The sequence below is a fragment of the uncultured Microbacterium sp. genome (genome assembly GCF_963521695.1).
Classification (GTDB): domain Bacteria; phylum Actinomycetota; class Actinomycetes; order Actinomycetales; family Microbacteriaceae; genus Microbacterium.
The window spans coordinates 1-6,487 of record NZ_CAUQWC010000200.1; the positions used below are offsets into that span (position 1 = coordinate 1).

At 69.6% G+C, this 6,487-nt stretch carries 4 protein-coding genes; 2 read left to right on the top strand and 2 right to left on the bottom strand.

Annotated elements, in window-relative coordinates; genetic code table 11:
- A partial coding sequence (locus RWP81_RS13130; RefSeq protein ID WP_314456796.1) for a LysR family transcriptional regulator occupies positions 1–869 on the bottom strand: 869 nt, incomplete at its 3' end.
- Between the two features lie 71 nt (positions 870–940).
- On the opposite strand from RWP81_RS13130, the gene RWP81_RS13135 reads away from it, so the two are divergent.
- Positions 941–1,903, top strand: a complete 963-nt coding sequence (locus RWP81_RS13135; protein ID WP_314456798.1) for a DMT family transporter — start codon at positions 941–943, stop codon at positions 1,901–1,903.
- Between the two features lie 167 nt (positions 1,904–2,070).
- Here the strand turns inward: RWP81_RS13135 and RWP81_RS13140 are convergent, their stop codons facing one another.
- Entirely contained in the window at positions 2,071–2,691 is a 621-nt protein-coding gene (locus tag RWP81_RS13140) for a hypothetical protein (RefSeq protein WP_314456801.1), read from the bottom strand.
- A 466-nt stretch (positions 2,692–3,157) separates the two neighbouring features.
- On the opposite strand from RWP81_RS13140, the gene RWP81_RS13145 reads away from it, so the two are divergent.
- The coding region (locus tag RWP81_RS13145) for a family 16 glycoside hydrolase (RefSeq protein ID WP_314456804.1) at positions 3,158–6,487 on the top strand (3,330 nt) is incomplete at its 3' end.

A 6,487-nucleotide genomic window follows, 5' to 3' on the forward strand; every position in this document is an offset into this window, starting at 1 on the left:
AGAGCCCGCAGCACGCGCCGGACCGCGGAGTAGGCGAGCGTGTCGGGGCGGGCGAGGGCGTCGACGTGTCGCACGAGTTCGAGGTCGGCGAGCGGGCGCAGGACCACGCCGTCGACCGCGAGAGGGATCGTCGTGGTCCTCGGCATGACCGCGATCGCGGCTCCCGCGCGCACGACCTCGGCCGTCACCGAGAACTCGTTGATGCGGTGCGCGATGCGCAGGGGTCGTCCGACGTGCGCGGCGACGTGATCGAGCACGCCCGCGAGGGGGAAACCCTCGTGCACCGACACCCACCGCTCATCGGCCAGATCCGCGGCGTGCACCGTGTCGCGGTACGCGAGGGGATGACCGGCCGGGAGGGCGATGTCGAGGGGCTCCTCGAGGAGGGGGGTCGCCACGACGCGATCGCGCGGCCAGGGCGCGTCGTGCGCCAGGCGGTGCGCGATGACCAGGTCGTGGTCGGCGGTGAGCCCCGGGAAGTCGCGGTGGGCGACATCGGCGTCGGTGAGATGCAGCGGGGGGATGCCGTCGAGCTCGCGCAGGAGAGGACCGAAGAGCGTCAGCCCCGCACTGTGGAACGCCGATACGCGCACGGGCCGATGGTCGCTCTCGAGGAATGCCCCCACCGCCTCCCGTGCGGCGGTGAGCGCCTCGTCGACACGGGTCCCCGCCGCGGCCAGCGCCTCGCCCGCCGGGGTCAGGGCCAGGACGCGTCCTCGCCGCATCGTGAGCGGCACGGGCACGCGCGCCTGCAGGGTCGCGAGCTGCTGGGAGACGGCGGAGGCCGAGATGTGGAGGGCTGCGGCGACGGCGGCGACGCTGCCCCGGTCGCCGAGCTCGCGCAGCAGGCGGAGGTGAGCGGCATCCATAAGTCTGAACTTACGTGATGCGGAAGAAGATGACCGTTGTTCTTCAGGGTTGGTCGAGCGACGGTGGAGACATGACCCGCCGCGCCCCCGAGATCGTCGTCGATGTTCTGCTCATCGCCGTGGCGGCGGTGTGGGGCGCCAGCTTCCTCTCCGCCAAAGAACTGACCGACGAGGTCGGAGTCGCTCCCGCCGTGGCCCTGCGGTTCATCGTCGCCGCGGGCGCCCTCGGGGTCATCTGCCTGGCCAGACGGGAACGGATGCCGCGCGGCCGGGGCCTCGCGATCGCGGCCCTCCTCGGGTGCTCTCAGGCGGCGGTGATCGGGCTCGAGACCGCCGGGGTGCACCTGACCTCGGCGACCAACGCGGGTCTGCTCATCAGCCTCGCGCTCGTCTTCACCCCGGTGCTCGAGAGCATCGCCTCGCGCTCGTGGCTCCCGCGGTCGTACTTCGTCGCCGCCGTCGCCGCGGTCGTCGGGGTCGCGCTGCTCGTGTCGGGCGGCGGGTTGCGTGCGCCCGCCGTCGGCGACGCGCTCGTCATCGCCGCCGCGGTGGTGCGCGCGTTCCACGTCACGGCCAGTGCGCGTCTCACCCGCGGTCGTCGCGACAGCACGCTCGCCGTCGTGCTGGTGCAGCTCGTCGTCTGCGCCGTGACGTCGTCGGCCGTGGCGGGTGCCGACCTCCCCGCGGCGGTCGGTCGCCTCACGGCTTCGGGGTGGGCGAACGTGCTGTTCCTGGGGTTGCTGTGCTCGGTCTTCGCCTTCGTGGTACAGCTGTGGGCGGTGCGGCGCACGTCGGCGACGCGCGCGAGCATCCTCATGGGCACCGAGCCGGTCTGGGCTCTGGCTGTCGGCGTGGCGATCGGCGGCGAGGTCGTGAGGCTCCCCGGACTCGCCGGGGCCGCGCTCATCATCGCCGCTTCCTACGCGGGTCAGGCGATCGAGCGCCGCCACCGCCGCGGGCTCGCCGCGTCGACCGACGGCGGGATCGGCCACGCGTCGCCCGAGACGCGCGGTGACGCCGTTCCCGCCGCATAGCGCCGTCAGGGTCGAGTGGGCCGCCACGGCCTCCGCGCCGATGTCGGCAGGCCGCCGCACCAGAGGTCATGCCGGAGCCCCGGTGCGCACCTCACGGATCCCGCCGGAAGCAGGGCCAGTCGGTCGCCGGTGATCCCGTCGCGCCAGCGTCGACGCGACGGGAGAGCTCACCCCTGGAGGAGGGTCAGCGTGATCGTGGCCGAGTACGCACCGGGGGTCACGGATGCGGGCGTTTCCAGCAGCAGGCCGGCGGTGGCCGAGTACGCGCCCCCGGCGGCATCCACGGCGCTGTCGACGCTGGCGAGCAGCTCGGCATCGAGGAATCCGCCGGTTCCGGGGTCGACGTCGTCGCCGGGGGCGACGACCTGGTCGCCACCCGACGGGTTGCCCGCGAGGATCGACGGGTACCACCCGAACGCGTCGGCCGAGACGATGTCGGGTTGGCCGGCGTTTCCGACGAAGTCGGTGATCGAACCCATGACGTACCAGAACGAGGCGGGGTCGACGTCCTCAGGCAGGCGGGTGTCGGTGACCGTCACCGTCGGCAACGTGCCAGAGAAGGTGCGGTTCGTGCCCGCCGCATCATCCTCGGTGAGGACGGCCGATTCGGCGGCGACGGTGAGCGCGAGGACGCCGGGTTCGGCGGCCGGGTCGATCTCGACGCTCACGTCGACGGTGTCCTCGTCCGCCGCGAACGCGCTGCCGCCGCCGACGGCGGCCAGGATGCCGACGCCGAGGGCGGCGACGCCGAGGCGGGCCGAGAGGCCGCGCCGAGAGGTGGGGGTCATGGATGCTCCGTTCTTGCACCGTCGAAACGGTGGCGCTGCCGGTGGGTGCCGGCGGATGGGTCGGATCGGCCGGCGTCGGGCCGGTCGGTGAACGAGGGGAGGAGGTCGTTTCGCGTGTCGCCGCAGGCTCGGGGGAGCCTCGTGGCGGCGCTGTCACGAGGCGGTCTTAGCGGGTTCGATGCGACAGTAGTGCGCATCATGCACGCGGTCAAGCAAAAGTTGTCGGTCTGTCGACGGCCGCCTTGGCTACAATTTCGAGGCGGAATAACAGCATCTCCGACCGCCAGCAGCGTGCGCCGAGGAGGTTATGAGATGACGGTGCGGCCACTTTCGGCAGTACTTAACAGAAATACCTCATGTTTTGTAGACGTATCGACAAAAGCCTCCTACAGTGACGACGGTCGAGGGCGACCTGAGCGATCCCATCGGTCGACGCCGCCCCCGCCGATCACTCAAAGGAGCAACGATGCCCGTACCCGCTGTCTTGTCCGGCCCCCGCCGGCGCAGCACCCGCGTCGCGAGGACCCTCGCGGCCGGACTTCTCGGTGGAGCGCTGGTGGCGACGGGAGCGATCCTGCCCGCCGGCGCGGCCGTCACCCCGTTCGTCAACACCCCCGCGGATCTTCCGAAGCAAGAGCCCGGCGTGACACTTCGCACCTACTCCACGCCGCCGCTGACCGAGCTCTGCACGCTCAAGTCGGGCCAGACGCCCAACGTCGACAAGCTCATGTCGACGATCGACTGGCGCACCGACGAGCAGTTCGGCGCGGGCGACAACTTCGTCACGCACGCCCTGGCGAATCTGACCGTCAGCCAGCCCGGCCAGTACGCGTTCCGCCTCACCAGCGACGACGGCTCGCGCTTGACCCTCGACGGAACGCAGATCATCGACAACGACGGCCTTCACGGTGCCGAATCGGTGGAGGGGACGGCGACACTCGACGTGGGGGTGCACGACCTCTTCGTGGAGATGTTCGAGGCCACCAACGGTCAGCAACTGACGGTCGAGTGGAAGACCCCCGGCTCGTCGAGCTTCACGGTGATCCCCACCAGCGTGCTCAGCACCGAGGCCGGCGTCGTGCGCGTGACCGCCCCCGGCACGAAGTATTGCGAGGGGAGCAGCGATTCCGCGGGCGACGGACTCCGACTGGATGCCGTGAACCCGAACTACACGCTGGTGAACCTGCGCCCCGAGGGGTTCAACCCGAAGGTGTCGGGTCTGGCGTTCCTGGGCAGCGGCGACCTCGCCGTGCTCACCACCGGGTCGGTCAACTCCGGCGGCTGGGACACCTCGGTGCCGGGGAAGGTCTTCGTGCTGAAGGGCGCGCAGGCCGCAGACGGCCCGGAGGACGTCACCGTGGTCGAGGCCGCCAGTGGTCTGCAGAACCCCATGGGCATCGACGTCATCGACGACAAGATCTACGTGTCGGAGCGCTACCAGCTCACCGAGCTCAGCGACACGAACGTCGACGGGTCGTACGAGACGAAGCGCAAGGTCGCCGAGTACCCCTCGGGCAACAACTTCCACGAGTTCGCGTTCGGCCTCATCCACGACGACGAGAACTTCTACGTCAACCTGTCGGTCGCCATCGACAACGGCGGCGCGACCACCACCCCCCAGCCGGCGAAGAACCGCGGGACGTCGGTCAAGATCAACCGCTCGACGGGGGCGATCAGCTACGTCGCGGGCGGTCTGCGCACGCCCAATGGCGTCGCCTTCGGCCCTGAGAACGAACTGTTCGCGATGGACAACCAGGGCGCGTGGCTTCCCTCCAACAAGCTCGTCCACATCGAACAGGACCGCTTCTTCAATCACTACACCACCCCCGCGGGGCCGTTCGATCAGAACCCCGTGACCCCGCCGGCCGTGTGGATCCCGCAGAACGAGATCGGCAATTCCCCCAGCACGCCGATCCTCATCGAGAACGGTCCCTTCGCCGGTCAGATGATGTTCGGCGACGTCACCTACGGCGGCCTGCAGCGCGCCTTCCTCGAGAAGGTCGACGGCGAGTTCCAGGGTGCGGTCTTCCGCCACTCGGCCGGCTTCGAGGTGGGCGTGAACCGCGTCATCGAGGGTCCCGACAAGTCGCTGTACATCGGCGGCACCGGTGAGGGCGGCAACTGGGGTGAGGCGGGCAAGCTCACCTACGGTCTGCAGAAGCTCGTTCCGAAGGCGACGCAGAACACCTTCGACATGACCTCCATGAAGGTCGTCGAGGGCGGCTTCGAGATCGCCTACACGCAGCCCCTGTCGGACGAGACGGTGGCGAACCTCGGCTCGGCGTACCGTGCCGAGCAGTGGCGGTACCTGCCCACCTCCACCTACGGCGGACCCAAGATCGACGAGGAGATCCTCTCGGTCACCGGCGCCACGGCATCCGCCGATCGAAAGACCGTCACGGTCACCTTCGACGGTCTGAAGCAGGGACGCGTCGTGCACCTGCGTTCGCCGCAGCCGTTCGCCGCGGCGAACGGGGAGAAGCTGTGGAGCACGGAGGCCTGGTACACCCTCAACTCGCTGCCCGGCTATGTCTCGCCCGCCGACCAGGGCTGGTATGAGGCGGAGGAAGCGCGCCTGAGCGGCGGGGCCAAGTTCGACTCCGAGCACAGCGGCTACTCCGGTGCCGGTTTCGCGGGCGGCATGTGGCAGGCGGGTTCCGCATTCGAGTTCACCGTGAACGCCGAGACCGCGGGCACCGTCCCGGTCACCGTGCGCTACTCCAACGGCCCGAACCCCGCACCCGGCTCTAAGGACGTGAACCTTTACGTCAACGGCCAGAACCTCGGCAAATGGGACTTCCCCTCGACGGGGGACTGGAAGACCTGGGCGACGCTCACGCGGGACATGCCGCTGGTCGCCGGGTCCAACACCGTCGCGCTGAAGTACGAATCGGGCAACAAGGGCAACATCAACGTCGACGTCCTGTCGATCGGCACCGCCGACATCTGCGCCCCGGCGCAGGTCGAAGACGGGTATCGGTCGATCTTCGACGGCACGCTCGAGAGCCTCAACGCCGGCTGGCGCATGGCGGGTCCCGGTGGGTTCGGTCGCCAGAACGACTGCAGCATCCGGGGCGAGGGCGGCCTGGGCCTGCTCTGGTACAAGGCCGAGGAGCTGTCCGAGTACAGCCTCAAGCTCGATTGGAAGCTCATCGCCGATCACAACGGCGGCGTCTTCGTCGGCTTCCCCGACCCGAAGGGCGACCCGTGGGTCGCGGTGAACCAGGGCTACGAGATCCAGATCGATGCCACCGACGCCGCCGACCGCACCACCGGCGCGATCTACACCTTCCAGGGTGCGGATGCCGCGGCGGTCACGTCCTCGCTCAAGCCCGTCGGTTCGTGGAACGCGTACGAGATCGTCGTGAAGGGGCAGAACATCAAGATCTTCCTCAACGGCACGCTGGTGAACGACTTCACCAGCACCGATCCCGCCCGTGACCTCTCGCAGGGCTTCATCGGCCTGCAGAACCACGGAGGCGGAGAGGCCGTGTCGTACCGCAACGTCCGCATCAAGGACATCGACGAGCCCGCTCCCCTCGCGGTGACGGCCTCCGCGGAGGTGCGGTGCATGGCGAAGAAGGCGTCGCTGACGGTACGTGCGACCAACACCGATACGGTGCCGGTCGACGTGACGCTGAAGACGACGTGGGGCGAGAAGCTCATCCCCGCCGTCCAGCCCGGGGCGACCGTGTTCCACACCTTCACCACCCGCGCCGCCTCGGTCCCCGCCGGCGACGCGTCGGTGAGCGCGACCGGCGACGGTCGCACCGGTGCCGCCACGGCGGCGTACGCG

Coding starts and splice junctions, on each gene's coding strand:
- RWP81_RS13140 (WP_314456801.1), bottom strand. CDS start 2,691: ATGACCCCCACCTCTCGGCGCGGCCTCTCGGCCCGCCTCGGCGTCGCC.
- RWP81_RS13135 (WP_314456798.1), top strand. CDS start 941: ATGACCCGCCGCGCCCCCGAGATCGTCGTCGATGTTCTGCTCATCGCC.